Annotated in this window: 2 protein-coding genes; one reads left to right on the plus strand and one right to left on the minus strand. The window is 63.5% G+C overall.

Features of this window, described 5'->3' with window-relative positions:
- Window positions 1-160: 160 nt before the first annotated feature.
- Window positions 161-1,021, minus strand: coding sequence for a lysophospholipid acyltransferase family protein (locus tag AC1DWI_RS21015; RefSeq protein ID WP_477669900.1), 861 nt, complete (start codon window positions 1,019-1,021; stop codon window positions 161-163).
- A 176-nt stretch (window positions 1,022-1,197) separates the two neighbouring features.
- Between AC1DWI_RS21015 and metK the strand changes: the two genes are divergently transcribed.
- Window positions 1,198-2,001 (plus strand): methionine adenosyltransferase (gene metK / locus AC1DWI_RS21020; protein ID WP_477725665.1); only part of this gene is annotated, 804 nt, incomplete at its 3' end.

Raw genomic sequence — 2,001 nt, forward strand, 5'->3', positions numbered from 1 at the left:
GTGGCCACCACGCGCCGGCGCGAGCCTACCATCGCATACAACATCCAGCCGAGCAGCACGCCCAGGCCACGCGTCCAGGAAAGCGGCAGCAGCGCCAGCACCCGCATAAAGAAAATGCCGCCGCGGGTCACGATTCGGCTGGCCAACTGGCGGGGAGTCTTCAAAGGGGAGTTTCCTTGCGAGGTGTCTTGTAGCGTGCATAGCCCCACAAATACTGGCCAGGCTGGCTCAGCACAATGGCTTCGATCGCCCGGTTGATCTGTGTCACCCCATGCAGCAGGTCGGCGCGCGCGCCGGAATCTGAGGCGTCCATCCCCTGCACCGGAGGCCATATCTTGAGGAAATACCCTTTGCCGCGGGCCAGGCGCTCGCAACTGACGGGCAGCAGCACCGCACCGCTTTGCAACGCCAGCCGCGCAGCCAGTGTCATCGTGTAGGCCGGCTTGCCAAAAAAAGGCGCCCACACGCCCAGGCCTTCGGGCGGCACCTGGTCCGTCAGCAAAGCCACGGCCTGATTGGCTTTGAGGGTTTTATGCATGAGGCGGATGCCGCTTAAGGAAGCGGGCACGACGGTGAGATTGGCCCGGTCACGCGCCAGGCGTTCCAGCCGGGCCAGCCAGGCCTTGCGCGCGGGCCGGTAAATCGCGGTAATGGGCCCATACAGCTCGGCCAGCGCTTGCGGGCCCAGCTCGAAGCTGCCGCAATGGGGACCAAAAAAAATCACCCCGCGGCCTTCGGCGAAGGCCTGCTCCGCATGCACCTGGCCTTCGATGCGGACATTACCCAGGCAGGACTCCGAAGCCGGCCGCATCCACAGCTTGGGTAGTTCGGCAATAAAGCGCCCAGCCTCGGCAATCGCCGGGCGGGCGACCGCGAACGGCAGTCCGGCCTGCGCCACATGTGCCCTGAACTGGGCGCGGTAGCGCGGACTCAAGCCCCACACCAGCCAGCCCAGCATGCCGCCCAGCGCATGCAGGGCGGCCAGCGGCCAGAGGGAAAAGAAGCGAAACAACCAGGGCATGAATCAGGTGAAAGGGGTATCGAAAGGTTACGCCGGCCAAAAACCAGCCGTCATATAATGCAGGCTGTCGCCGAGTTACTGAACTACTTGCAGGGCGACATTAAACCAAACTGCTAAAGCGTTCGCCGAGGCATTCCAGCCGGCAACGCGCCGACAAACTTCATGGAGTGTACGCAATGGMGAACGATTTTCTCTTTACATCCGAATCCGTCTCTGAAGGCCATCCCGACAAGGTCGCCGACCAGATTTCCGACGCGATCCTCGACGCAATTTTCAAGCAGGACCCACGCAGCCGCGTCGCCGCCGAAACCCTGACCAACACCGGCCTCGTCGTGCTGGCCGGCGAGATCACCACCAACGCGCATGTCGACTACATCCAGGTCGCGCGCGACACCATCAAGCGCATCGGCTACGACAACACCGAGTACGGCATCGACTACAAGGGTTGCGCCGTCATGGTTTGCTATGACAAGCAGTCCAACGACATCGCCCAGGGCGTAGACCATGCCAGTGACGACCACCTGAACATCGGCGCCGGCGACCAGGGCCTCATGTTCGGCTACGCCTGCGACGAAACGCCCGATCTGATGCCCGCGCCGATTTACTACGCACACCGCCTCGTCGAGCGCCAGGCCCAGCTGCGCAAGGACGGCCGCCTGCCTTTCCTGCGCCCCGACGCCAAGAGCCAGGTCACCATGCGCTATGTGGACGGCAAGCCGCACAGCATCGACACCGTGGTGCTGTCGACCCAGCACAGCCCCGACCAGAGCGAAACTGCCCACAAGATGAAGGCCTCGTTCACCGAAGCCATCATTGAAGAGATCATCAAGCCCGTGCTGCCCAAAGAGTGGCTCAAGGACACCAAGTACCTGATCAACCCGACCGGCCGCTTCGTCATCGGCGGCCCGCAGGGCGACTGCGGCCTGACCGGCCGCAAGATCATCGTCGACACCTACGGCGGCGCCTGCCCGCACGGCGGC

The organism is Polaromonas sp. P3_C2, from assembly GCF_056402675.1.